This window comes from Rummeliibacillus sp. GQ308 (genome assembly GCF_059759115.1).
On the sequence record NZ_JCAXDQ010000005.1, the window covers coordinates 15,514 to 38,876 of the forward strand.

Here is a 23,363-nt window from a genome sequence, read left to right on the forward strand (position 1 = left end):
AGGAGGATATTCGGGGGCGGCAGTATTCCCTCCTCCTCATATCCGTAAGGCAATAAAAGACGGATGGAGGTTTTATTCCAGTGAACACAAGATAAAAAAAACGCCTAGGAAAATTAGTCTTCCCTAAACGCTTTCTCTTTAATCCTCTTTCGTGAATGCTTTTAATATATGCTCTAAAGCCATGCCGCGTGAACCTTTTAGGAGAATGATCGAATGTTCGTCCGCTTGTGAGCGGATGCTGTCGATGATGGGCTCATAATCCTGCTCTGTCCAGATGAGACGTTCTGCTGACACCTGGTTTTTCAGCATTTCGTAGAGATGTTTCATGCGAGGTCCATATAAACAAATATGATGGATGGCTTGCAAGTCTATCTCCACCGCTAAATCCTCATGGTATTGCTGTTCCAATTGGCCTAGCTCCAGCATGTCGCCAAGTACAATCCATTTGTCCTTGCGCATGGTGGTTGTCTTCATGAATTCTAGTGCAGCTTTCATTGAAGTAGGAGCAGCATTATAGGCATCGTTTACAAATAAAGTGCCCTGCTCTCCATTTACAAGTTGCATCCGCATATTCGTTAAAGAAACATTTTCTAAAGAATTGCGAATTTCTTCGTCAGTTAAACCAACCTGCTGCGCAATCAAGATTGCGGCTAACGTGTTCTTTACTTGGTGCTGACCTAGAACAGGAATAAAGAACTCCCCTTCTACCATTCCTTTTACACAGAACACACTGCCTTCTTTTGTTGTCTCCATCCAGCTTACCTGAAGGTCATTGGATGGGCCGGTACCAAAGGATTTTGTATTTAGATGTGCCTCTTTTGCCACTAATTGTTGTAGCAATGGCTCATCGCCATCATAATATAGCTTTCCTTCTGGCAAGAGACCTTGAATAATCTCAAATTTGGCTTTGGCGATACCTTCTCGAGAACCCAGCGCTTCCATATGCGCTTCACCAATATTGGTGATAACAGTGAACATTGGCTTTGCCATTTTTGATAAAAATTCAATCTGTCCGTAGCCATCCATACCCATTTCTAAAATAGCAAACTGTGTATCCTCATCTAAAGAAAGGATTGTTAATGGCAAGCCAAGTTGGTTATTAAAGTTACCTTCTGTCTTTTGAACTTTAAAGTAGGGAGAGAGCGTTCCAGCTAAAAGGTCTTTGGTAGATGTTTTCCCATTCGACCCCGTAATGCCGATGAATGTAGCCAGATGTTCTCCGCGATATTTAACCGCCATTTGCTGTAAAGCTTTCTCTGGATCTTCTACAAATAGCAATGGCACATCTTGCGGTGGATTCGGCTCATCTTTTTGCCAAAGAGAAGCTACTGCGCCATTTTCAAAGGCTTGAGCTACATATTTATGACCGTTTGTTTTTTCGCCACGAAACGGTATAAACAAGTCGCCTTCTTCTAATGTACGTGTATTGATGGATACCCCTGTCACCAGGCGTTCATCCATTTTTTGGTCAAGTTCTAACCAATCTGCAATTTGCTGCAATGTTTTTTTCACAAGAAATCACACTCAATCTTTTTTATTGGTATTGAAGTTGTTGCTTTTCTTCATGGCGTTCAATGGCTAAAGAAATCAACTCTTCGATTAAATCGCTATAAGAGAGATTTGTATTTTGCCAAAGAATTGGATACATGCTGACAGGCGTAAAGCCAGGCATTGTGTTTATTTCGTTAATATATATCTCATCCTCTGTTGTCACAAAGAAATCAGCACGGACAAGTCCAGAACAATCTATAATTTTAAATGCACGTTTAGCCATATCGGACATATTAGCAATCACGCTATCTGATACAGGTGCTGGAATCAATAGATCTGTTTGATTATCATTGTACTTGGAATCATAATCATAGAAATCTGTGACTGGTTTAATTTCACCTGGAACAGATACCTTTGGTTCGTCATTGCCCAGTACGGCCATCTCTACTTCACGTGCAGTAATGCCTGTTTCTACGACAATTTTTCGGTCATATTTCAAAGCAAGATCCACTGCTTTGATTAGCTCTTCATGATTAGTTGCCTTACTGATACCTACACTAGACCCTAAGTTAGCAGGTTTTACAAACATTGGCCAAGAGAGCTTATCTTCCATTTCTTTCAGCAGTTCTTCCTGCTTCTTCTGCCATTCTTTACGGATAAAGTACACATATGGCACTTGTTGCAGACCAGCTACTTCGAATAATTGTTTCATTACGACTTTATCCATACCCGCCGCTGAAGCCAAAACACCATTGCCAACGTAAGGCAAATTCAATACTTCTAGCAATCCTTGAACAGTACCGTCTTCACCATTCGTACCGTGCAGTAGCGGGAAGATCACATCAAACGGTTTCTCATCTGATACTAAGAAACTTGATATATCATTGGGTTTTTCTTCGTTTCCATCCATTTGGAATACTAAGTCATCCGTATTTTCTACAGGCATTGTTAGTTGTGCGCCTTTTCGCCATTCTCCCTCGCGCGTGATGTAAATTGGAAACACATCATATTGATCAAAATTCAATGCTTGAATGACAGCCTTGGCAGTTGATAATGACACATCATGTTCTGCTGATTTACCACCATATAACAAGCCTAATTTTCTTTTCATTCTTTATATTCCTCCAAGTTTTTTCTACTTCCCATTTTAACACGACTTATTTACATCATAAAATAATACAAATGATTTAATACGCCCTGTAATTTAATATTTCTATCATAGCACTTTGAAGTAATAATACAGTAAAAAAACAAAAGATTCCTACTTATGATATGTAGGAATCTCAAAAAAGCGATTTATAATGCAACGATTCATCCATTTTTACATGGGTGGAATGCGTGCGTTTTTAAAAACTGTCCAGGCAATTTCCTATTTGTGTACTTCTAATACCTTATCCGGAGTTCTCTTTAATAAATTATTTAAATCATCCCATATTTCATCAGGAAAGTACTCTTCAGAAAGTGAGCGTAATTCCAAAATATAGGAGAGCTTCGGTTTTTCAATTTTGTATAATGAAAACAATACGCCATCTTCTACATCTTCACGGAAATTCCCCATCAATTCTTCACTAATAATCGGTATCAAATTCCCCGTTTTTCGTCTCCAAAAATTAGTCCGTTCTTTTTCTTGGATGATGTTATTGAATACTTGCGTAACAAGTTTTCTTAAGTCCGACATGTCGCGGAAATAAATTTTTGATGTTTTTGCATCTTGGGAAGATAAATAAACATATCTATTTTGCAATTGGTGGTAGAAAGGAGAACGAATCGCTTCCTTTTTATGTCCAATATAAAGCAATTCAGCTTGTTCTTGTGGAGTTAGAAGATTTAGTTTACGTTCATCCGAGAAATCAATCCAGCACAAGTCTTTTTTAGAATCCATGGCCTTCTTTACAAATTTCGGTATACTTTTCTCTTCCACAAACTCTAATCGCGTATGCATGTTGAACGAACCATCATCATACTCATTCTTCAGCAGCAAAATATTTTGAAGCGGACCGACTGCAGAGACAAATTCGCGGAAAGTCAAACCGCTCAACATCGCAAATTGGTTTATTTCATTCTTGTGTACATATAGATGATGTAAATAGTCATCAGCAGCTCGCATTTTTTTTGCCAAGTCGATCACCTCGTTTCCTATACTATTATAAGAGGAAATAAACATTTTTGAAACATTTGTGATGTATTTTCGTTTCACTTTATACAGGCCATGATACAATAAGAGAAGTGAGGCTTTTTCGGACATGCCAAATGCTTTAAAAAACAGATTCCCCATTGAAAGACTGCTTTAAATTTGATAGGCTAGTGTAGTTTTTACTGGTAGGTTTAGCATAAATGACCAACCAGAACAGGTAACACAAGTATCAATGGTGGAAAAAGAAAGAAAAGCGCCCATTGATTGAAGCTTCACTATATTTTTTTGTATCAAATCTACTACTATAGGTGACTATCATGAATTCAAAAAGAAATTTTTCCGATCGTTTTGACTGGACGCTCGCTTTTATATTGATATTATTTTGTATTGTCAGCGTGATGGCAATCTCCTCTGCCCAAATGTCAGGCCAATATATCACTAACTTTGTGCCAAAACAGCTTTTTTGGTATTTTGTTGGCGCTTGTATTGTCGCAGTCATGATGTACTTTGACCCAGATCAATACAAAAAGATGGCTTGGTATTTATATGGAGCTGGTATCCTAGTACTGATTGTCTTAATGGTAGCGCCAGGGGGCGTTGGACAAATCGCTGAACCGCGAAACGGAGCGAAAAGCTGGTTCCACTTAGGTTTTGCAGATATCCAGCCATCCGAGTTTATGAAAACCTTCTATATCCTTGCGCTAGCCAGGACCGTCAGCAAACACCATGACTCGCATCCCTTAAAGACTTTTAAAACAGATATGATTTTATTAGGAAAAATCTTCTTAGTTCTATTGGTGCCACTTGGTCTCATTATGAAACAGCCCGACCTTGGTACATCGCTTGTATTTTTGGCTATTACGAGCGCTGTTATCATCGTAGCCGGCATTCCATGGAAAATCATACTACCTGTTGCCTCTATAGCAGCAGTTGTCGGCGGTTCACTCTTGTGGATGGCCATTAATATGCAGGACTTCTTAATCCATAAACTAAAATTTGACCCATACCAACTAGCACGTATCTATTCTTGGCTAGATCCTTACTCGTATTCATCCGGCGATGGTTACCATTTAATTGCATCGTTGAACGCGATTGGTTCTGGGGAAATCTTCGGTAAAGGGTTCAGGCATAAAGAAGTATATGTACCAGAGAATCATACCGATTTTATTTTTAGTGTTATCGGTGAAGAGTTTGGCTTTATCGGAGCAAGTGTTGTCATTTGCTTGTTCTTCTTCCTAATCTTCCACCTAACAAAACTCACACTCCGAATGAAAGATCCATTTTGTACGTACGTGTGTGCAGGTATTATTGCCATGATTACATTCCATGTCTTTGAAAATATCGGCATGACAACACAGGTACTGCCTATTACAGGGATACCTCTTCCATTCATTAGTTATGGAGGGAGTGCTATGATGGGGAATGCTTTAGCATTAGGTTTGGTCTTCAGCATGAAATTCCACCATCGCACATATATGTTTGGCAATCATGATGACGATGATGACTTTTAACTAAAAAAAACGCCTAGAGAGCATCTAAAAGCTCTTTAGGCGTTTTTATGTATAATAAAACGCTATCAGTTGTTTGCGTTCGGTATGCATGCATTTTTGGACCGAGGCGTTTTAAAAAACTCCGACTAGTAATGGGGCCGAAGTTTGGGATGTCTCTTAAGTTAGCTTTGCGTTTGGGGAGATGATTTTGGTGGTGCTAATGCTTTTAATAATTCTAAGCGAGATTTTGTAGTAGTCGCCTTTACGCCAAGTCTTGATAAATTTGAAATAATTTTTGTGATATCTACATCTCTTGACATTCTTTCCACCTCTTCTTTTTACTTATATTCATTGACGAAGCTGTTTTTAAAAAGTTGCTTCTCCACTTTAAATTAACCAAATAAGCTTCTATATATTCATTTCTATAATACCATTTTTAAACCCTTTAAATTTTTCAATATTGTTACATAATTAATGATTTTTTTATAGGCTACCCTCACAACTTAGATACCAATCTCTATATGTAGTATAATTATTCCCCTCTTAACTCTCTCTAAACCACATTTAGAAGAAAAAAGCTGTCTTAAATGGAGAGCCCTTTGTTAGACAGCTTTTATCCCTCCCTTTATATCATTCCTTTTAACTCCTGCAGTTCAAAATACTGCCCATTTGCCCGCAAGGCATAGCAAAATGAAATCTCCGTTTGGTAAGACTCACCATTAAATACGCTTGTGGCCACATATTTATTCATTTCAAGCGACTGTGCTTTAATATCAGTATGCCCAAGATACTCTAAGGCATTTTTCACTTTGAATTCCCGTGCAGATTCCATTTCAACTAATACTGGCTCCTTTAAGTCTAAAATGCCTTCTGATCCGTCATTTGTTTTCATTTTTGCTACTACTGTGATATCCATTACTCTATTCCTCCTTAAATCTACCTATTCTTATGATGTCTATTCCCGAAAGGAAAGCCCTCATAAACAATGAATTTAATTTACAAATAGCACTAAATTGATAAATTTTCTTACTTCTCAAGGCTAGGCTTAGCATTCATCCGTTGTTCACCTTATACTAGAAATTATAGGTGAAACGTTTCACTATTTATTCAATCTAATGGTTGGGTGATGAATCGAATGTCTTTAAAGAAAGTTGGGTTAACATGAAAAAATCGCTCTTCTTACTGATGTCTGTTCAGTTTTTTGTGTATTTTGGATTCGGCTTGATCATACCTGTATTGCCTGAAGTAGTAGTAAATCAAGGCTTTGCCAAAATGCATGTTGGCGGACTTTTAACCATTTATTCACTTGCAAGCTTTTTTACCGCTCCCTTATGGGGGATGCTGAGCGACAAGATGGGCCGAAAAAAACTAATTTTAATTGGTTTGCTTGGATTTAGTACAAGCTTTATATTAATTGCATTATTTATGAAATCGTTAACCATGCTTTATATTTCCCGAATTATAGGCGGTTTATTCTCAGGCGCTCTTTATACAGCCGTTACTGGTTTTATTGGCGATATGTCGACTGAAGAAAATCGCAACAAATATATGGGCTTTATGGGCATGTCTATTGGTCTTGGATTTATCTTTGGACCGGCTTTGGGCGGGTTACTTGGACAAATTAGTTTAAGCACGCCATTCACCGTATCTAGCATCCTTCTCATCCTGTTGCTTATTTACGCAAGCATTGTTTTGCGTGAACCTATTCGACAAGGTGAAGCTACAAAAAGAGCTATTATACCAAAAGGGACCTCCATGCTTTTTCAATATCGCGTGAGATATTTATTTATTTTCTCGTTTATTGTGACATTCCTGCTAGCAGGCGTTGAATCGACACTTCAATTATTCCAAATGGAAAAAATCCAAATTACTTCTGCTCAGTTAGGGTCACTCTTTTTGTTCAGTGGCTTTGTTGATTTCTTAATACAAGGCGGCCTTGTGAGGCACATCAAAGATGGAAAAGAAACCAGATGGCTTATAGGGGCGCAAGTTGTCACAGCAATCGGCTTATTATTATTCCCATTCACACAGAGCCTTGCATTCGCAGGATTCGCGCTTTGTGTATTTACTGCTGGTAATGCTTTAGCTAGAACCTTGAATACGTCTCTCTCCTCTAAAGAATCGGGCGGGAAATATGGCACTGCTGCTGGTCTTTCTTATTCCATGGACAATATGGGAAGGATTATTGGTCCATTATTCTTCACATGGGTTTTAACAAAAGAAGCAAATTTCGTTTACGATATAGCCGGCGTGCTAGCACTGGCGAGTATACTCGTACTCCTTGTTTATCGTTCAAGCAAGAAAACATTGCGGGAACAAAAACAAATCTAGTACATCAAGCCTTCAATCATTTGGTTGAAGGCTTTTACTTTTCCAACAAAAAAAGCTGCCTCCCCTTTTAAAGAGAAGGCAGCTTAATATCATTAAATTTCAGCTAAATCTTGTTGTTCTTTTGAATTGTAAACGTCTTTATCTAGCTCACCAGTGATACGTGCTGTCGTTACACCAGCTACCATAGAGTCATTCACATTTAATGCTGTACGACCCATGTCAATCAATGGTTCAACTGAGATTAAAACACCCGCTAATGCGACAGGCAAGTTCATAGCAGACAATACGATGATAGCCGCGAATGTTGCACCACCGCCGACACCAGCCACACCGAATGAACTAATGGCAACTACAAAGATTAGTGTAAGGATAAATCCAGGATCTAATGGATTAATTCCTGCACTAGGTGCAATCATGATGGCAAGCATCGCAGGATAAACACCAGCACAGCCATTTTGGCCAATAGAGATACCAAATGAACCCGCAAAATTGGCAATCCCTTCAGAAACACCTAAACGGTTTGTTTGTGTTTGAATATTGAGGGGTAATGTACCAGCACTAGAGCGTGAACTAAAAGCAAATACTAATGTAGGCAATACCTTTTTGATATAAGTCACAGGACTCATACCTGTTAAAGTAATGATAATCATATGGATAATAAACATCACTGCTAACGCAACATACGAAGCGATAACAAATTTACCCATATTGTAAATAGCTCCAAAGTCAGATGTAGCAATAGTCGATGTCATAATTGCTAAAATCCCGAAAGGAGTTAAACGCAAGACAATTTTTACGACTTGCATGATAAGTGAATAGATTGTATCTATACCTGTTTTAATCATGTCAGCTGTTTTCTCATCTTTACGTCTTACAGCTAAATAGCCGAAGCCTAAGAATGCTGCAAAAATAACTACTGCAATCGTTGAAGAAGAACGAGCGCCCGTTAAATCTAAAAATGGATTAGCAGGAAGCAGATCAATGATTTGTTGTGGCATTGACTTATCGCCAAGGTCTTCTGATTTTTGAACTATTTCTGTCCCACGCGCTTGTTCCGCATCACCTTGTACAAGCTGTGTTGCATCAAGATGGAAACCAAGGGCTGAAGCTATACCGACTGAAGCAGCGATAGCTGTAGTTCCAACTAATATAAATAAAATTAGAGCAGCAATTTTACCGAAGTTTTTACCAGCAACTACTTTTGTAAATGCTGAAATGATTGAAATAAATACTAATGGCATAGCCACCATTTGTAACAGTTTCACATAGCCTGTTCCGACAATGCTAAACCAGTCAACTGTTTTTACGACAACATCTGTCGTTGGACCATAAACAAAGTGCAGGAATAGCCCAAATACGATACCTATTCCTAAACCTGTAAATACACGTTTAGAAAATGAGACATGCTTTTTATTCATATAAATAAGCAAGCCAATCAGCAATAGCAGGACTATTACGTTTATTATTATTAAAAAGGTATTCAACCCTTCACAACCCCATTCTATAAAAATTGTATTCTTAGATTAAAACAAGAAAACCTATTAGTCAAGTAGGTTTACTCAAACTTTTTAAAACATCTTAATCTCCTTTTAAATAAAATGAAAATTGAATTTAATCGTTTCGAAACAGGAAAGTAATGTTTGTTTCTTTATCCAGTTGAATTCGGTATTATATAGGCTATACTAAAGAGAAGTACACGGAAGAAGGTGACTACTAAATGGATACAGCGAATTTAACTTCCTTAATTGTTTCCATTATTTTAGTATCCAACATCCTGCTAGCAGCTATTATCATTTTTTTAGAAAGAAAAGAGCCTACGTCAACTTGGGCGTGGATTCTTGTTCTTTTCTTTTTGCCTGTCGCTGGATTTATCCTTTATATATTATTGGGCAGGCAGCTCCGCAAGAAACATCTTTTCAGATGGGAAGGACGCAAGAAAATTGGGATTGATCAATTAATTGAATATCAAATGGAAGCGATTCAAGAAAATACATTTGAGTTTCGTCTTGATGACGCAGCGCACTTCAAAGAGTTGATTTTTATGAATTTAACGACCAACCATGCGGTGTTGACGCAAGACAATGCTGTCACGATTTTTAATGATGGTGAGGAGAAATTCAAGGCATTGCTTGAAGACATAGAATCTGCAAAACATCATATTCATATTCAATATTATATTTTTCGCGTTGATCGGCTAGGCACCAAAATTGTAAAGGAGCTTACCAAGAAAGCGAAGCAAGGCGTGCAGGTAAGGTTACTTTATGATGAAATGGGTTCTAGAGGCGTGCATGTGAAGCATTTCCAAGAACTTATCGATGCAGGTGGTGAGGTTGAGGTATTTTTCCCTTCCATCTTACCACTGATTAATCCGCGCATGAATTATCGGAATCACCGTAAGCTTGTAATTATTGATGGGCGCGTTGGTTATATCGGTGGTTTTAATGTGGGTGATGAATATCTTGGTTTAAAGAAGAAGTTTGGTTATTGGCGAGATACACATCTGCGACTTGAAGGTAGTTCTGTACATCCTATGCAAACAAGATTCCTTTTGGATTGGAATCAAGCCTCCAACACAAAAGATATTCAATATGCAGATCACTACTTCCCCGCTATTACGCGTAAAGGAGAAGTCAGTATTCAAATTGTTTCAAGCGGTCCCGACTCTGAATGGGAACAAATTAAGAATGCCTACCTTAAATTAATCGGCATGGCCCAAAAGTACATTTACATCCAAACACCCTATTTCATTCCGGATGACAGCTTTATGGACGCCGTCCGAATTGCTTGTTTATCGGGTATAGATGTCCGGATTATGATCCCGAACAAACCAGACCATATGTTCGTGTATTGGGCAACTTACTCCTATGTCGGACAGCTATTGAAAGCGGGCGCCAGAATATATATTTACGAAAATGGATTCTTGCACACTAAGATGATTGTGATTGATGATGAAGCATCAACAGTAGGAACAGCCAATATCGATTTCCGTAGTTTTAAGCTAAACTTTGAAGTAAATGCCTTTATCTATCACCGCGAGACATCTCATAAGCTTGCGGAGCTATTCGAAAAAGACATGCTACTTTCTACAGAGCTTACACAAGAGTTATACGATAACCGTTCACGGACTATTAAGATGAAAGAATCAATTTCACGATTATTATCTCCAATATTATAAAATGATAATCAGGATTTACGGGATACTCCCTATAGAAAAAGCTTAAAGCAAGTAACTTGCTTTAAGCTTTTTTCTTTTACTATTTATTTAATACCAAGATATTCTTCTAAGGTCTCATTCTTTTTATAGATTTCTTTTGCAGCCTTCGGACCTACATAACGGAAATGCCATGATTCATGCATATAACCTGTAACAGTTTCTTTACCTTTTGGATAACGCATAATAAAACCATATTTATGTGCATTTTTTGCAAGCCATTTGCCAGCTTCTGTTTTACCGAAAGCATTATCTGCATAGGCCGCTTCATTTCCTACTTCACCGATATCGAATGCTAAACCCGTTTGATGCTCTGAATAACCCGGTCGAGCACTATACCTATCAGCTGCTTTCTTACCATCGCGTTTGACATACGCATTATATAACTCTACTTGACGATCATATGACCGATAGGTGCTGAATGCATCAAAATGAAAGCCGTCCAAAGAAGCTGCAGCATTTAGCTTATTAAATGCATCTCTAGCCTCCGGATTCTCTCCTGGCGCATAGCTTGCAGGCAAAGGGTATTGCTTACTTGCGACCAAAAAACCTTGCATATACGTGGCTTTTTTAGGCAATTTCTTACCAATTATATAGCCCCCTGCATCTACTTTCTCGTCTTTAATTTTAGCCTTTTTCTTTTCTGTTGCCGGATCATGAGATACTTCCTTTTGAACAGGTTTGTCAGATGGCTCTTGTTTTATATCATTGCACCCTGCTAATATACTGCCGGCAAGCGCCGCAATCGACAGGAATGCAAATGAAGATTTCTTAACATGTTTTTTAATCATTGCTTACACCTCTTATATTTAAAACTGCTGACTACATCATTTTAAAAAAGAATCAGCGCTAATACAACAAGCGTAGCGATTCCAAAAAATATAGCCGTCCCTTTCATCCACTTCGCTTCTTTTGTATACCCTTGCCTTGCCATATCCTTTGCACGGAAAGAGTTTGTAATCGTAAACATCAATGAAATGAAAAGAACTGCCCAATCAAAATTTTGACGAATAATAAAAATAACAGCCAGAATACTTGTAAGCGCTACAAGTACACCTGTTAGTGCTTTCGAACTCAATTTGTTGCCTCCCTTAACCAATTAAAAATCGAGGCAAAATTCGCCTCGATTTAGAAGTTTATACCGCATTCAAAAGTAGTAAGATCCATATCTAAAAAGATAGGGCTTCTACATGAAAATGCTTTGAATCGTTCACGAACACTCAAGTCGATGATTATAACTCTTGCATCGTTACTTTATTTTTTTGATTTTTTCTTTGCTGATTTCGCAGCCTGCTTTTCTGCAGGAGTCAATTTTCTATCCGAATCAGGGACAGCGGTTTTTTCAACTGCTTTCTCTGGATGTTGAGAGTAAAATTTACGTCCAAGATATGTTTGGAAAATCAATAAAGCACCACTGACAGACCAATATAAAGGAAGTGCAGCCATACTAGTGTACGAGATGAACATGATCATTATTGGAGAAATGTACATCATGATCTTCATCTGTGCTTTTTGTTGCTCAGGCACTGTCCATAATGAAACTTGTGCTTGTACAAAGTAAACAGCACCAGCGATAAGTGTCATAACAATATCTGGGTCTCCAAGCTTAAACCATAAGAAATGGTGCGCTTGTACTTCAGACGAATAACGAATGGAGTAGTATAAGCCCATAATAATCGGCATTTGGATAATGACAGGTAAACAGCCCATATTCAATGGGTTGACATTGTACTTTTTGTACAATCCCATCATCTCTTGTTGTAAAGCCATTTGTTCTTCTTTTGATTTAGCGGCTTTTAATTTTTTTTGGATCTCGTCCATTTCGGGTTTCAATTGATCCATTTTTTCTTTCATACCCTGTTGATTTTTATAGTTCTTCAACATGAAAGGCATTAGAATAAAACGGATTAACACAGTAATTATGATAATCGCTGCGCCATAGTTCCCATTAAAAAGGGAGTTCCCAATAAAGTCTAGCAAGAAATCCATCGGTTTTACAAATGTACTATAGAAAAAGCCTTCTTTATTTTGCACTGAACTACAGCCAGCTAGCAAAAATGGAGTAAGACCGACCATTGAAACTAACCAAAGTTTCTTCTTCAATATATTCACCTACAATTTCTCAAGCTATAGTGAAGTATACATTATATAGAGGATACTAATCAAATCAAAATTGTGTTTATTCAATATATATGTAACGATTTCAAATTATAATAGTCTTTCTGGTAATTTATAACGGTAATATTCTTCTTCAGGCTTGTCTCTAAAATGCTTCGGTGTACAACCAACGTATTTTTTAAAAATACGTGTGTAATAGCTTTGATTGCAAAAATGGAATTGATCTGATATTTCAGATATGCTTTTGTTCGTATGCCTTAGATAATATTGAGATTCTTCCACTCTTCGAACATTTAAATACTCTACTAAAGTTATGCCAACATGCTCTTTAAAAATACGTGATAAATGGCTTGTGCTAATGGAAAAATACATGGCGATGTCTTCGACTGAAAAGTCCGATTCGACTTCATCATCTATGTACATAATGACTTTATTTACTGTTTGGTGTCTATAGGATGGTTGTTTTCTTTCTGAGATGACATAGATATAAAATTCTATTAAATCATCCGCAAATTGCAGGAATTCTGCATCTTTCATCTGTTTATCGATCATTTGTATACATGCTGTGTTAAACGCAAACACTTTCTTTGATGGTGCTTGGTTTTCAAGTAATTTTCTTGTGACAACAGATGATAAAATGACAAAGTAATGCCTTACTGAACGGATGAATTCTTTCCCAGCTCGTATAGCTAAAATATCTATTAGTTGGCGCAGTGATGCCCTTGCCTCATTTAACTCTAATTGGTAAATCTGCCTTAAAAGTTGTGCTTCTATTTCAAAAAACTCTTCTATGCCTTCGTAGTTTTCTATAATTTCAATTTCTTCAAAGTACTTTTTCGAGATTGTTTCTGAAATGGAATATTGTTTTTGCAGCATAAACTCCCCATCTTTCTATAAAATTACACAGTATTTTATCACGTTAATCTTACTATATAACGAAAATGGTAATATGAAAATAGTTTTATTACCCAATCATAAAGAAAATTTGAGTAAATTGGTTCTTTTAAAAATTGGGTACTAGTTCTTATAAAAAATACATTTCAGGAAATTAGCCAAATTATAGCTATATTGGTGCTAGGGTCCCCCTTTGGGTTTTGTAGTTAAAAGAATTAAAATTTCTGCCCTATTTATTACTTTTTAATCGCGTTTTAACCGACTATAAATATACCGTTCTTATTTCTCTAATATAAAGCAGTGTAAAAACCAACAATTTTTCGCGAAGGAGTATTTTCAAAAATAGAATTGTGTCATAATATGTGAAGAGAATAATTATAACAGTGCTTAATCATCCTATGTTTTATAGGGAGTACTGTATTATGATGAATGCAAAGAAACGAGGTAGGTATTCATGGATCCAAAGTCTATCGAGGAATTGATAGAAGTTATAAAGGAATTTTTCCCTGACAACACATCAATAGTTATTTCAGATACAGAAAAATATATCTATTATCAACCAAGCAAAAAGATTGATTTGAAAATTAAGCCTGGCGATGACATTCCTGAGGGCTCTGCTACCCGCAAGGCACTAAGCTACGGTCAAAAAATTAATTCTTTTATCGAATCAGACGTATTTGGCGTACCTTACTATGGCATGAGTATCCCTTTAATGGAAGAAGGGGAGACAAAAGGTGCAATTACAGCTATTTTCCCACAAAAACCTTCTCCTTTTTTAACTAATTACATTACCATTAAAGTTGATGATTGCTGGTATCCTGTCAAACATGAAAATGTGATCTACTTAGAAACACAGCTACGTAAAACATACGTTAAATCAATCCAAAAAGAAGGATACCATCGATTAAACTTAAGCGATTTGGAATTGTTCTTATCTCCTGATACTTTTATACGTTGCCATCGCTCTTATATTGTTAACATTGATTATATCGAAGAAATTCAACCCGATTCGCATTCCACTTTCTTATTAATAATGAAAGACGGAACTCGGATACCTGTGAGTCAGCGCTATGCTAGCTACTTCCGCCGGTCTTTAGGATTCTAAAACACATAAAAAAGGAGTTGTCACAAAGACAACTCTTTTTTCATTTATTTATTTTCTTCAGGAGGCTTAACGCCATTTAATTTATCATCTTGTTCAGCATTTTCATAGTTGATGCTTGTCATTGTTGAACCTTCATATGTCATTTTGCTATCTTCTTCATCATACGTAAGTTCTGGATCTGTATGTCCATCACCAGTAGTTGTTCTTACAGCATCTTCTTTTACATCTGGGGAAGAAGAGAAGTTTTTGTCTACAAACTCATTTACTTTATCCTTTGTTGAGTTGAATGCCTCCATTGCTTTGTCGCGGTTTTCTTTCTTACGGAAATAAGCGTACGCTCCTGCCGCTAATCCTGCTAGTAATAATGATTTACTTTTTCCCATGTTCATCATTTCCTCCCGTTATATCAATTTGTTCTAGGATAACTATACCCTTTTTTAAAAATCCTACACCTTTTCAATCATAATTTTTGAAGGGCTTCTCCCCACATCATCTGCAACCATTGAAAAATCTATACATATTTCTCTAAACTGACGGGCAGAAAACATATGCTCTTTCCCTAACAGTTAAAGAGCCCTATCTGTTTGGATTGTGATAGGGCCTCCCATTAGTTAACAAGCGTTTGATCTTCTGTTTTCGGTTTGCGGACAAAGCAAATAATTGCTGCAATATAATAAGCGAAAGAAGTAAAGGAAATAATGCCCGCAAAGATAGCAGCCACGATAAAGAGCCACCCTGCCATATTGGCTTTTTTGTTCTTTGCTTTATATGCTTGAATACACGCTACAATTCCTAATACCAAGCTAATGACAAAGCAGATAATGAAAAACCAACCGAATGGTCCAAAACCATCGGTGAACGCTACTACCGTATCTGCAAAACTTTGTGGATCAATATCCTGTAGATTCGGATTATTAGCATAGTTTTTCTCCATTTCCGTTACAAGTTCATTCTGGAATTGCTCGTTGACTGAAACACTTGACATAGAGACGACAAGTAAGCCCACAAAAGAGATGGCAATCAAATTAAAGAGCGATCCAATAATGCCGAAAACTAATTCTCCTGTTCTTTTCATGTATACACCTCATATTTAGTTTCATTAACACTCAAGTAAGAAGAAAGCTTCTCACTAAGTGAAATCTCACTTCATAGTAGTATACGTATCCAATTATGGAAAAGATTCATGTATCTTTAACTTTCCAAGACGAAAAAGCCAATTTGCAAATAATATCTACCCGCAAATCGGCTAATCCGTTATCGTGTTCTTTTATGCTTTAATATCATCATACTTATCGGTTGAGCTGAATGCCTTCAGTACAAATGAGCAAACAGCCTCGATTTTATAATTTTTCTCACGTGCGTATTCTGCAGCACGATCCAGCAGCTTAACTGCCAAACCCTGTCCGCGCAAAGATGGATCTACAAATGTATGGTCAACTACCATAATATCTCCAAGCTGCGTCCATGTTAGCTCTGCTAACACTTGACCGTCTTCTTTATATTCAAATGCATATCCTTCACTTCCACGGTTGTTTAATTGGAAATCCATGAATAACACCCCCTGTAATAAATAGTGTAGCACACTCTTTCTATTACCCTTTGCTATTTTGCCCAAATCATACATCTCTCGTCCAATGGGGGTAATGTTCAACCAACAACTATTTTCTAACCGAATAGGCCACTGATACCATCAATGATTTTTTTAAAGAAATTTTTAACGCTTGCCCAGAATCCTGTGTCATTTTTTATATCATCATTGATTTTAGACAATTTATCTTTTATATTACCGCTTAAATCATTTAATTGAGATGACCATTTGCCAAAATTGATATCGAGATTACTAATTTTGTTCATCAAGTCGATTAGTAATTGACGGTCTTTATCGCTTAAACTGATTTCTAATTTTTTCAGTTGTTCATCGACAATTTTAGCTACATCTTCTTTTGTAGCTGGTTTTTGCTCTGCAATTTGCTTTTTAATTTCTGTTAACAATTCTCCAACCTTTTTATCGTCCACATTGGAATTTTGGGCAATATCCGTCGCTACAGAAAGTTCTTGGTTGGCTACATCTGTCCTTTCAGGGTCTAATTTTTTACCTGTTGTAACTTCATACGCTTTATAGATTCCAGCCAAAGCAGAGTGGCCTGTTACCTTTTTAGGTGCCGCTACTTCAACTGTTGCGTCTTCGATACCTGCAGTCAACATTGCGTTAGAATACATATCCGAAGTGACTTCAGTGATATTTTCTGGGGTTACAATATTAATAACTAGTCCGCTGCCTTCATTTTTAGGCGTAATTTTTGCAGAAGAATATAGGCGTGCACTTGCATTTCCATTTTCAATATATTTAGCAATATCCGCACCGGTAATTGTAATTTCTTTTATACCGGAATTGCCGGAAACCCCCAAACTACTTTTTACGCTTGCTTTTTCACTATCTGAAAGGCTACCGCCATAAACGACAATAGGATCCCCTAATTTTTCATTGACAACTTCACCCGATGAATCTGTTGTACTTGTGCTGGCATAACTTTTAATAGGTGTTGCGATAGCAGTAGTCAAACAGAACGCTGCCAAAACAGCTACAAGTTGTTTTTTCATTATTGTTCCTCCTCCAATTGGTTTGTATCCTACTTACCCACATCTTCTTTCAATGAGGCCTACTAATAATACGCTAAAAAGAGCAAAAAGTTTCTGGGTTGGCCACCGAACCTTTTTGCTCTATTGCTATTACTTTATAATGGTCCAGCCATCTTCTTGAGTCACGCGGCCACTTTTCATCAGGGTACCTAATGCACGTTTAAATGCACCCTTGCTCATGTTAAACATTTCTTTGACTTCTTCAGGTGAAGATTTATCGCTAAATGGCATTTTCCCGCCTACTTCTTGCAGATATTTATAGACCTCTTCTGCATCCTCTGATAATCTTTCATGAACACGTGGTAGCATGGAAGCATTAATCGTTCCATCTTCTTTTACCTCAATGACACGAACAGAGATATCTGCTCCAAGACGTGGCTCTTTCTTACGTTCAGATTCATGAACAAAGATACGGTATGGCTTATCAACGCCAAGTAAAAATGTACCGACTGGTAATAAGCGATATGGACGTGCAAGGATATTTTGGTTGAACAGCTCTGGTTCAGCATCCTCATACATTTCCAATACTTTCTCTTCTGTGATCAAACGGCCAAAAAGCCCTCCCTCACGATCAGTTCGTAAAGTGATATATATATGATTGCCCGGCTCTGGCCATAATGGCTTTAACTTCGGCAAGTCTTCAGCAGGAACTAACACCTCTCGTGATGTGCCAATATCAACATAAGCCCCTTCACGGTCTTTAACATGTAGTACACGTGCCCATCCGTATTCTTCTTTGCGAATATGCGGAATGGCAAGCGTTGCAGCTAAATTCCCTCTTCGGTCAGCGAAAAGAAATACTTCTACCTTCTCATTTATCTTTAACTCTGTCGTTGTTTCAGATGCATTCAATGGAATTTCTATTTCGTCATTAGTTAAGATATATTGAGATCCGCGCTGTTCTTTTACTACTAATTTTACAACGTCTCCAGATTGTAGTGATGCCACCTATTCTAACTCCTCTCTTTAATTAGGAAATCATTCTGCTGGGCTGGTCTTTAAGTCTTTCAGCTTTTGAATGAATTCAGGGTTTTCTTCTAATACTTGATTTAAATCTGCAATGCATTCGATTGAATTCCAGCTCAAATGATGTTCGATTCCCTCCACATCATCATAAATCCGTTCTTCCTCTACACCAATCAACCGTAAAAAATCTTCAAGCAAGCTATGCCTTTCCACTAGGCGCTTTCCTAGCTTTAACCCTTTCGGTGTCAAAGATAAGCCTCTATATCGTTCGTATATTAGATAACCATCTTTATCAAGTTTTTGTACCATTTTGGTAACAGAAGAAGGAAGAACTGACAATGCTTCCGCGATGTCCGATACACGCGCATATCCTTTTTGGTCAATTAGCAAATAGATTTGTTCGATGTGATCCTCCATACTCGGTGTCGGCATCCTTTTACCCTCTCTTTCAGTATCTATCTCTCTAGTTTACTACATGAAAGTCTAAAACGTAACTTGTAGAACTATTGCGAAAGGTTTTAACTCAATCTGCCGGGGTGGATTTTGGCATATACGCATGTATCACGCAAACTCTTGCCATCAGCTGAAAAAGAATCCTGCTTCATAATGCCTTCCAACTCAAATCCTGCACGGCTAGCGACGGCACGGCTACGAGTATTATCTGAGTCACATCGTATTTCCAACCGATTAGCGCCTAACTCTTCAAAAGCAAATTGTACAATTCTTTGCACGGCTTCTGTCATATATCCTTTTCCCTCATATCGCATATCCAACCAGTATCCAATCTCAAACTTAGGAATTTGCCAATTAATATTATGCAATCCTGTAGAGCCGATATATTGGCCGCCGTCCTTTAAAAACACATGCAGTCGTAAGTCTTTTCTTGCGATAAAGTTTGCAATTGCTTCCCGTATATTTTCCTTTGTCTCTTCTTTTTTAGGTGCTTGCTGAGCCCATTCCATAAATGGCTTCAAGGTTTTTGCAGAGTAAGAGATTGCCTCCCAAACAGCATCTGCATCTTGCATACGGGGCATTCGAATGATCAATCGTTCAGATTCAAAACTGTCATCGAAATCCCATGTTTCTTTATAATCAACCTCATCACTTTTACCTTCGTCGTCCCAGCTTACTGGCGTTGTTTTGCCTTCTAAGTAATCCTGACGAGTAATGCCATATGTAATAGCATCATAATAGTCATCTTCTTTTGGGACATACCATGCCTTGCGAAGATGAGCTTCTTTTACGAAACCAGCATTTTCAAATGTTTTCCGCATAGCAATGTTATCTTGCCTAGTATGGCCTTCAAGTCGAATTTTATTGCCGGGCAATGAAAAAACATACTCGCTGACCAATCGCAATGCTTTGGTGCCATAACCATGGCCGCGCCATTTTTCGCCAATTCTTAGATCAAATAGTGGGATATCATCCTGCAAATCATATATTTTTACCATACCTACTTGGATATCTTCATCATTAACAAGCCAAAAGGTTTTTGATTCATCCGATTCGTAGCCGCCCTCGTCAATCGTCTTTTCGATTAACTCTCTGACTGGATGCGAATTGATATGATATGGCCATACATTTGTTGTCATAAATTCAATTAGTTGTTCTTGCTCTTCCATTGTCCACTCAATTAATTTCAACGCAACAACCCCCTAGGCTACTATTATAGCAGTGACAAATAGATTTAATAAATACCATGAAATAATTTGTTCTATTTACTGTTGACTATGAACATTTGGCATTAGCTAAATAGTCTTTTATCATTATGAAAAGGCATAAGAGAATTTTCTCTTTATGCCTTTTTTTCATGCACTATTCTATAGTACCTTAAAACCTTAGCCTATTTGCCAACCAAACGTTACGAAAGCAATTCCGGCAAGCAATGTAAGTGCAGGGTATAAAAACACCCCACGATGATTTCCTTCCTGCATCAAGCGAACTGTATCAAATGCGAATGTTGAGAATGTCGTGAAAGCACCTAAAAAGCCTGTTGCAAAGAAGGCGGAAAGCAATTGTTGATCAGCTGCTATATGAAGAGCCATTCCCATTAAAAATGAGCCTAGGCTATTGACGATAAAAGTAGCCACATAATATGGCTGCGTCAACCTTCCCATCCATAATGTAACCATATATCTGCTTAGAGCACCCAATGCTCCACCTGCAGCTAGTATAAGCCATATCATAAGCATTCACCTGCTTTCTTACGCCCTATTCCCATTAGATAGCCAAATGATGCGAGAATTACGCATAGAGCCGTCATCAACACTGCATAGATCACAGCGGTGAGTTCATGATGCTCCATCAACTTTAGCCAGCTTGCTGAAAAGGTGGAAAACGTAGTGAACGCTCCAAGCATTCCTGTTGTCAAAAAAAGCTTCCATCTTGCATATTTTGAGGTGATGGCAAATAGGCCATTTAATGCACCCATGGCAAAACTGCCCACACCATTTACGATCCAAAGCAGCCACTCAGTAGGCACAGAAGTCATGACACCATAACGCATCCATGTGCCAACAATGCCGCCAAGCATCACTGCCGCTATATTCTTAATCATTTTATACTCACTACTTCGCCTTTAAAATTAATGTTTGACCGTTTGGCACTTTGCCTTTTATCACCGTTTCATGATAAGTGCCATTTACCCAATCGTCTACTTGGTCATTATACCATACGGATTTGACGTGGCCACTTTGTCCCGGCCCCACAATATGATAGGCTTTGGATAAATCGCTTAAATCAGCTACAAAACGCCATGAAGCACCGTGATTGACGATTCCGTTTTGGTCAGGCGCTGCTGCTCTAACTGTCACTTTTGACCCCGCCACAGGCACTTTCTTAGAATCGAGTACATACGCTAATACTTCAGAAGCAGAAGATATCGGATGCTTAAATTGGACCTGGTGCTCTTCTCCCCATTGCCATTTTGACATGTCATCCCCGTATGTTTCCTTTAAATCCTTCACTGACTTTTGCAGGGCCTTTGTAACAAGCTCATCTACTCCGCCTGCTTCATCGACAAATTCTCCTGGTTTCCCTTTATATGCCTGCCGTAATAATTCATCTGTGATATTATATTTCCCTGGCATCATAGCATACACATCTGCTGGCATTGCCTGTTTAAATAATCCTTCCTGTATAGCGATCATCCAATGTTGGAAAATAAGAGGCGCTGCTTGTGATACAGTATCGTTGTAATCCCATTTTTCTAATAGCTCTACCGCTTTGCTTTCCTTCCCTTGTTTCTTGACAGAAGAAATCATAGACGGCAAAAATTCTTTGGCATACAAATTTTTTGTATCCATCTGAATGTTTTGCATATCTTCTGCTGTAAAGTCATCTTTCTCTTCTAGCATCTCCACAATCCGTTCATACCGATAAGGCTGTGCCCAAAAGTCTGTTATGTGATACGGATAGCCGCTGCCGACCACTTTGTTATTGGCGGTTGCAATATAGCCTGAATCCGGATTGACAACCTTTGGCAATTTGTCATAGTCGATATAGCCCTTCCAGCCATAATCCTTTGAGTAGCCAGGCACAGGGAACTGGCCATCCCCTCTTTTGCGAATAGGAATTAGCCCATTTGCTTTATAAGCAATCGTGCCGTCCTTTGCGGAAGCAAAAACAAAGTTTTGCGCAGGTGCCTTAAAGTCTTTCAGCGCTGTTTCAAATTGATGCCAATCCTTCGCTTTATCCATATTTAAGATGGCTTGCAATTCTTGCGTTGATTGCAATGCTGTCCACTGCATAGAAAAGACGGCGGTCGGCTTTTCCTTTTTAAAGGCGAGGTCAGAGATGATAGGTCCATGCCTCGTGACAACGACTTCATAGTCGACTGCCTTTTGCCCTTTTACTTTTATTTTTTCTTTACGTACTTCTGCCTGCTCCCATTTGTTTTCATACTTAAATTGTGTAGGATTGTCTGGGTTTGGCATTTCGATATATAAATCCTGCACGTCTGGCCCCACATTTGTTACGCCCCATGCAATGTCTTCATTATGTCCGAGTATAATCCCTGGGATCCCTGCAAAAATAACACCGCTGACATTTTGTGATGGTGAGGACAGATGCATTTGATACCAAATCGAAGGCGTACTAAGTCCTAAGTGAGGATCATCTGCCAACAATGGCTTGCCGCTCTTTGTTTTGTCTCCTGACACTACCCAGTTATTACTGCCGTTGAATTCATTGGGTATAAGTGATGTATCAAATTGATTCGATACCTTTACCGGATGTTCAATATTTTCTTCAATAATAGATTTGGCATTTTCAGGATAATGAATCATTAATTCTTGTACTTTTTCTGACGATAGCTTAGTTAGCGCCCAGTGCCGGAATGCCAGCATATCCCAATGACCGCCTAAATCATACGCCATATATTTCCCGATAGTTAATGAGTCTATTTCCGTCCACTGCTTTGGTTGGTAGCCAAGTAATTTAAATTCGTATGGCAGCTTTCCTTCCTTTTTTGCATACTGGATATAATCATTCACGCCTTCTGCATACCATGATAATACTTGCTTAGCTTCATCAGAGTAACCGTCTAATGATTTTTCTGCTGCATCTCTAAGACTGAATGTTCGGAAAAATTTATCCGTTTGTATGGCTTTTTCTCCTACCACTTCTGATAGCATACCACTCGCCTGTCTCCTTGAAAGATCCATTTGGAATAGACGATCTTGTGCTTGCACATATCCTTGTGCCCGATACAGATCTTCATCGTTCTTTGCTTTAATATGAGGAACACCTTTTTTATCTCTAGTGACCGTTACATCCTGTTTTAAACCTGCGACTTCTACTTTCCCTTCAATTTGCGGCTTCGATTTGTCGACAAAGGCATCTAATAATAATGCCGCCGCAATAATAAGAACAATAGCCACACCGCCAGCTATTAAAAGCCATTTCCATATACGTTTCCCTTTTTTCATACTTCATCCCCCTTATCTTCTCTATATTCCTTCCCCGCCCCCCATATCCCTTTAA

The 23,363-nt window shown here is 38.2% G+C and carries 24 protein-coding genes; 4 read left to right on the forward strand and 20 right to left on the reverse strand.

The genetic code is table 11. The features are described from left to right. Positions 1 to 138: 138 nt before the first annotated feature. The 3 genes from AC6CHJ_RS14580 to AC6CHJ_RS14590 all read right to left on the reverse strand — a co-directional run bounded on the left by AC6CHJ_RS14580 (position 139) and on the right by AC6CHJ_RS14590 (position 3,766). Entirely contained in the window at positions 139 to 1,512 is a 1,374-nt protein-coding gene (locus tag AC6CHJ_RS14580; RefSeq protein WP_498289104.1) for a UDP-N-acetylmuramoyl-tripeptide--D-alanyl-D-alanine ligase, read from the reverse strand. 22 nt (positions 1,513 to 1,534) lie between these two features. Then, the gene (locus AC6CHJ_RS14585) at positions 1,535 to 2,602 is read right to left on the reverse strand and encodes a D-alanine--D-alanine ligase (protein WP_498289106.1); all 1,068 of its coding nucleotides are present in this window, start codon (positions 2,600 to 2,602) and stop codon (positions 1,535 to 1,537) included. 258 nt (positions 2,603 to 2,860) lie between these two features. After that, complete coding sequence (locus tag AC6CHJ_RS14590) at positions 2,861 to 3,766, reverse strand: hypothetical protein (protein ID WP_498289108.1); 906 nt, start codon at positions 3,764 to 3,766, stop codon at positions 2,861 to 2,863. 176 nt (positions 3,767 to 3,942) lie between these two features. Between AC6CHJ_RS14590 and rodA the strand changes: the two genes are divergently transcribed. Next, complete coding sequence (rodA, locus tag AC6CHJ_RS14595; protein WP_498289110.1) at positions 3,943 to 5,136, forward strand: rod shape-determining protein RodA; 1,194 nt, start codon at positions 3,943 to 3,945, stop codon at positions 5,134 to 5,136. Positions 5,137 to 5,297: 161 nt separating this feature from the next. Here the strand turns inward: rodA and AC6CHJ_RS14600 are convergent, their stop codons facing one another. Next, positions 5,298 to 5,435 carry an Lmo0850 family protein gene (locus tag AC6CHJ_RS14600; protein WP_498289112.1) on the reverse strand — a complete coding sequence of 46 codons (138 nt, stop codon included), beginning with the start codon at positions 5,433 to 5,435 and terminating at the stop codon, positions 5,298 to 5,300. 305 nt (positions 5,436 to 5,740) lie between these two features. Continuing rightward, the gene (locus tag AC6CHJ_RS14605) at positions 5,741 to 6,031 is read right to left on the reverse strand and encodes a hypothetical protein (protein ID WP_498289114.1); all 291 of its coding nucleotides are present in this window, start codon (positions 6,029 to 6,031) and stop codon (positions 5,741 to 5,743) included. A gap of 245 nt (positions 6,032 to 6,276) precedes the next feature. On the opposite strand from AC6CHJ_RS14605, the gene AC6CHJ_RS14610 reads away from it, so the two are divergent. Next, positions 6,277 to 7,446 (forward strand): MFS transporter, encoded by a 1,170-nt coding sequence (locus tag AC6CHJ_RS14610; RefSeq protein ID WP_498289116.1) that lies wholly within the window; start codon positions 6,277 to 6,279, stop codon positions 7,444 to 7,446. 92 nt (positions 7,447 to 7,538) lie between these two features. On the opposite strand, the gene AC6CHJ_RS14615 is transcribed toward AC6CHJ_RS14610, so the two are convergent. Further along, complete coding sequence (locus tag AC6CHJ_RS14615) at positions 7,539 to 8,864, reverse strand: L-cystine transporter (RefSeq protein ID WP_184117602.1); 1,326 nt, start codon at positions 8,862 to 8,864, stop codon at positions 7,539 to 7,541. A gap of 299 nt (positions 8,865 to 9,163) precedes the next feature. Here AC6CHJ_RS14615 and cls point away from each other — a divergent pair, with 299 nt between their 5' ends. Then, positions 9,164 to 10,621 carry a cardiolipin synthase gene (cls, locus tag AC6CHJ_RS14620; RefSeq protein ID WP_147197117.1) on the forward strand — a complete coding sequence of 486 codons (1,458 nt, stop codon included), beginning with the start codon at positions 9,164 to 9,166 and terminating at the stop codon, positions 10,619 to 10,621. Positions 10,622 to 10,704: 83 nt separating this feature from the next. Here the strand turns inward: cls and AC6CHJ_RS14625 are convergent, their stop codons facing one another. From AC6CHJ_RS14625 to AC6CHJ_RS14640, 4 genes are all read right to left on the reverse strand, one after another. Continuing rightward, on the reverse strand, positions 10,705 to 11,448 hold the full coding sequence (locus tag AC6CHJ_RS14625) for a M15 family metallopeptidase (RefSeq protein WP_498289118.1): 744 nt from the start codon (positions 11,446 to 11,448) through the stop codon (positions 10,705 to 10,707). A 41-nt stretch (positions 11,449 to 11,489) separates the two neighbouring features. Next, positions 11,490 to 11,735 carry a hypothetical protein gene (locus AC6CHJ_RS14630; protein ID WP_147197114.1) on the reverse strand — a complete coding sequence of 82 codons (246 nt, stop codon included), beginning with the start codon at positions 11,733 to 11,735 and terminating at the stop codon, positions 11,490 to 11,492. Positions 11,736 to 11,911: 176 nt separating this feature from the next. Further along, entirely contained in the window at positions 11,912 to 12,760 is an 849-nt protein-coding gene (yidC, locus tag AC6CHJ_RS14635) for a membrane protein insertase YidC (RefSeq protein ID WP_498289120.1), read from the reverse strand. Positions 12,761 to 12,865: 105 nt separating this feature from the next. After that, positions 12,866 to 13,651 (reverse strand): helix-turn-helix transcriptional regulator, encoded by a 786-nt coding sequence (locus tag AC6CHJ_RS14640; protein WP_147197110.1) that lies wholly within the window; start codon positions 13,649 to 13,651, stop codon positions 12,866 to 12,868. 472 nt (positions 13,652 to 14,123) lie between these two features. Here AC6CHJ_RS14640 and AC6CHJ_RS14645 point away from each other — a divergent pair, with 472 nt between their 5' ends. Further along, the gene (locus AC6CHJ_RS14645; protein WP_066790308.1) at positions 14,124 to 14,774 is read left to right on the forward strand and encodes a LytTR family DNA-binding domain-containing protein; all 651 of its coding nucleotides are present in this window, start codon (positions 14,124 to 14,126) and stop codon (positions 14,772 to 14,774) included. A gap of 44 nt (positions 14,775 to 14,818) precedes the next feature. Here the strand turns inward: AC6CHJ_RS14645 and AC6CHJ_RS14650 are convergent, their stop codons facing one another. The 10 genes from AC6CHJ_RS14650 to AC6CHJ_RS14695 all read right to left on the reverse strand — a co-directional run bounded on the left by AC6CHJ_RS14650 (position 14,819) and on the right by AC6CHJ_RS14695 (position 23,308). Continuing rightward, positions 14,819 to 15,157: a YbyB family protein gene (locus tag AC6CHJ_RS14650; protein ID WP_223823624.1), complete on the reverse strand. Its 339-nt coding sequence runs from the start codon at positions 15,155 to 15,157 to the stop codon at positions 14,819 to 14,821. A gap of 224 nt (positions 15,158 to 15,381) precedes the next feature. Next, positions 15,382 to 15,849 carry a DUF4064 domain-containing protein gene (locus AC6CHJ_RS14655; RefSeq protein ID WP_147197108.1) on the reverse strand — a complete coding sequence of 156 codons (468 nt, stop codon included), beginning with the start codon at positions 15,847 to 15,849 and terminating at the stop codon, positions 15,382 to 15,384. A 192-nt stretch (positions 15,850 to 16,041) separates the two neighbouring features. After that, positions 16,042 to 16,323, reverse strand: a complete 282-nt coding sequence (locus AC6CHJ_RS14660) for a GNAT family N-acetyltransferase (protein ID WP_498289122.1) — start codon at positions 16,321 to 16,323, stop codon at positions 16,042 to 16,044. 116 nt (positions 16,324 to 16,439) lie between these two features. Further along, entirely contained in the window at positions 16,440 to 17,375 is a 936-nt protein-coding gene (locus tag AC6CHJ_RS14665) for a DUF1002 domain-containing protein (RefSeq protein WP_066790317.1), read from the reverse strand. A gap of 129 nt (positions 17,376 to 17,504) precedes the next feature. Next, positions 17,505 to 18,362: a CvfB family protein gene (locus AC6CHJ_RS14670; protein WP_392996778.1), complete on the reverse strand. Its 858-nt coding sequence runs from the start codon at positions 18,360 to 18,362 to the stop codon at positions 17,505 to 17,507. A 30-nt stretch (positions 18,363 to 18,392) separates the two neighbouring features. Beyond that, positions 18,393 to 18,812, reverse strand: coding sequence for a transcriptional regulator MntR (gene mntR / locus AC6CHJ_RS14675; RefSeq protein WP_066790320.1), 420 nt, complete (start codon positions 18,810 to 18,812; stop codon positions 18,393 to 18,395). Between the two features lie 86 nt (positions 18,813 to 18,898). After that, positions 18,899 to 20,023: a GNAT family N-acetyltransferase gene (locus tag AC6CHJ_RS14680; protein ID WP_392996776.1), complete on the reverse strand. Its 1,125-nt coding sequence runs from the start codon at positions 20,021 to 20,023 to the stop codon at positions 18,899 to 18,901. Positions 20,024 to 20,218: 195 nt separating this feature from the next. Continuing rightward, positions 20,219 to 20,566: a fluoride efflux transporter FluC gene (locus tag AC6CHJ_RS14685; protein WP_392996774.1), complete on the reverse strand. Its 348-nt coding sequence runs from the start codon at positions 20,564 to 20,566 to the stop codon at positions 20,219 to 20,221. Beyond that, positions 20,563 to 20,937, reverse strand: coding sequence for a fluoride efflux transporter FluC (locus AC6CHJ_RS14690; RefSeq protein WP_392996772.1), 375 nt, complete (start codon positions 20,935 to 20,937; stop codon positions 20,563 to 20,565). The genes AC6CHJ_RS14685 and AC6CHJ_RS14690 overlap by 4 nt, the downstream gene beginning before the upstream one ends. 10 nt (positions 20,938 to 20,947) lie before the next feature. Then, a complete protein-coding gene (locus tag AC6CHJ_RS14695; RefSeq protein ID WP_147197099.1) occupies positions 20,948 to 23,308 on the reverse strand; it encodes a penicillin acylase family protein in 2,361 nt (786 codons plus the stop codon). Positions 23,309 to 23,363 lie beyond the last annotated feature (55 nt).

What these genes read in the sequence shown, in the direction of transcription:
- AC6CHJ_RS14585 (WP_498289106.1), bottom strand. Translation starts at nt 2,602, where the DNA reads ATGAAAAGAAAATTAGGCTTGTTATATGGTGGTAAATCAGCAGAACAT.
- AC6CHJ_RS14590 (WP_498289108.1), bottom strand. Translation starts at nt 3,766, where the DNA reads ATGGGGAATCTGTTTTTTAAAGCATTTGGCATGTCCGAAAAAGCCTCA.
- rodA (WP_498289110.1), top strand. Translation starts at nt 3,943, where the DNA reads ATGAATTCAAAAAGAAATTTTTCCGATCGTTTTGACTGGACGCTCGCT.
- AC6CHJ_RS14600 (WP_498289112.1), bottom strand. Translation starts at nt 5,435, where the DNA reads ATGTCAAGAGATGTAGATATCACAAAAATTATTTCAAATTTATCAAGA.
- AC6CHJ_RS14605 (WP_498289114.1), bottom strand. Translation starts at nt 6,031, where the DNA reads ATGGATATCACAGTAGTAGCAAAAATGAAAACAAATGACGGATCAGAA.
- AC6CHJ_RS14610 (WP_498289116.1), top strand. Translation starts at nt 6,277, where the DNA reads ATGAAAAAATCGCTCTTCTTACTGATGTCTGTTCAGTTTTTTGTGTAT.
- AC6CHJ_RS14615 (WP_184117602.1), bottom strand. Translation starts at nt 8,864, where the DNA reads ATGAATAAAAAGCATGTCTCATTTTCTAAACGTGTATTTACAGGTTTA.
- cls (WP_147197117.1), top strand. Translation starts at nt 9,164, where the DNA reads ATGGATACAGCGAATTTAACTTCCTTAATTGTTTCCATTATTTTAGTA.
- AC6CHJ_RS14625 (WP_498289118.1), bottom strand. Translation starts at nt 11,448, where the DNA reads ATGATTAAAAAACATGTTAAGAAATCTTCATTTGCATTCCTGTCGATT.
- AC6CHJ_RS14640 (WP_147197110.1), bottom strand. Translation starts at nt 13,651, where the DNA reads ATGCTGCAAAAACAATATTCCATTTCAGAAACAATCTCGAAAAAGTAC.
- AC6CHJ_RS14645 (WP_066790308.1), top strand. Translation starts at nt 14,124, where the DNA reads ATGGATCCAAAGTCTATCGAGGAATTGATAGAAGTTATAAAGGAATTT.
- AC6CHJ_RS14650 (WP_223823624.1), bottom strand. Translation starts at nt 15,157, where the DNA reads ATGGGAAAAAGTAAATCATTATTACTAGCAGGATTAGCGGCAGGAGCG.
- AC6CHJ_RS14655 (WP_147197108.1), bottom strand. Translation starts at nt 15,849, where the DNA reads ATGAAAAGAACAGGAGAATTAGTTTTCGGCATTATTGGATCGCTCTTT.
- AC6CHJ_RS14660 (WP_498289122.1), bottom strand. Translation starts at nt 16,323, where the DNA reads ATGGATTTCCAATTAAACAACCGTGGAAGTGAAGGATATGCATTTGAA.
- AC6CHJ_RS14665 (WP_066790317.1), bottom strand. Translation starts at nt 17,375, where the DNA reads ATGAAAAAACAACTTGTAGCTGTTTTGGCAGCGTTCTGTTTGACTACT.
- mntR (WP_066790320.1), bottom strand. Translation starts at nt 18,812, where the DNA reads ATGCCGACACCGAGTATGGAGGATCACATCGAACAAATCTATTTGCTA.
- AC6CHJ_RS14685 (WP_392996774.1), bottom strand. Translation starts at nt 20,566, where the DNA reads ATGATATGGCTTATACTAGCTGCAGGTGGAGCATTGGGTGCTCTAAGC.
- AC6CHJ_RS14690 (WP_392996772.1), bottom strand. Translation starts at nt 20,937, where the DNA reads ATGATTAAGAATATAGCGGCAGTGATGCTTGGCGGCATTGTTGGCACA.
- AC6CHJ_RS14695 (WP_147197099.1), bottom strand. Translation starts at nt 23,308, where the DNA reads ATGAAAAAAGGGAAACGTATATGGAAATGGCTTTTAATAGCTGGCGGT.